Source organism: Protofrankia symbiont of Coriaria ruscifolia (assembly GCF_900634745.1).
Lineage (GTDB): Bacteria > Actinomycetota > Actinomycetes > Frankiales > Frankiaceae > Protofrankia > Protofrankia californiensis.
In genome coordinates, this window is record NZ_CAAAFR010000049.1 from 1 (window position 1) to 944 (window position 944).

General features: G+C 61.8%; 1 protein-coding gene. It reads right to left on the reverse strand.

Features of this window, described 5'->3' with window-relative positions; all coding sequences use genetic code 11:
- On the reverse strand, positions 1 to 421 hold a 421-nt coding region (locus CV1CTNOD_RS07505; RefSeq protein WP_131785428.1), incomplete at its 3' end, for an ArsR/SmtB family transcription factor.
- Positions 422 to 944: the final 523 nt, after the last annotated feature.

A 944-nucleotide genomic window follows, 5' to 3' on the forward strand; every position in this document is an offset into this window, starting at 1 on the left:
TGCTTCCTTCAGCATCCCGCGTCCGGTCACCCGAACCCTTGCTCGGACGTGCACGCACGGTTAGATCCACCTTCCTGACCAGGATGTCGTTAGTAGAGTCGTCGGTGGCGGTGTCCTTCATGGGGGCCAGCACGGCCTCGGGGTCCTGGTAACGCCGCTCGACCTGGCGCCGGAACCGCTCGATCCATTCGGTCATCAGGTCGAACACCTCCGCGTTGAGGTGCACCGGGCTGCGGTGGGCCTCCCCGCTACGGCTGACCAGGCCGGCCTGCTCGAGCACCTTCAGGTGCTCGCAGACCGCCTGCACGTCGGCCTTGTACCACTTGGCGAGCTCACCGACCGTGGCATCGCTCTCACGCAGCCGCTCGACCAGGTCACACCGGATCGGGTTCGCAAGAGCCTCGAAAATCTGTGACGCCATCGTTGCCCTCTCTCTCCGCAACGACCGAACCATCAACCATCTGCTTGACAATTCTAGCACTGGGCCCGGGCATCTCTCATCATGTTGCTTGAGGCTTCCCCTAGGGCCCCTAGGGGGAGGTCTTAAGTCAACTAAAAGATTGAAGATTGGTCCACGCGTTGCTCGCGACCGGACTGCCGCTGTCCCGCGTCGCCGACCAGCTTCGGCCGGCCTGTCGATCACCTGCCATCCCGATGACCACACTCCCCTCCTCGATGTCCACGGGGCGTCGTCACCCACCATCGCCCCCAACTTGCGTAACGCGCCGATCACTGACGGCTGCCACTGGCCACAGTTCTTCTTACAATCGTATGCGATCTTGTTACCAATCTCCCCGGATGTCCCAGCATATACAATGAAGATCTTACAAAAACGCTTTGGATCTTGAGATCTTGTGCTGTCTCCAGCGGCGGCTCGGAATAGGAGGTACGGATGGAGGACAGCACGCTCGCTGGCGGGCGTACGGGCGCGATCGGGGTGGTCG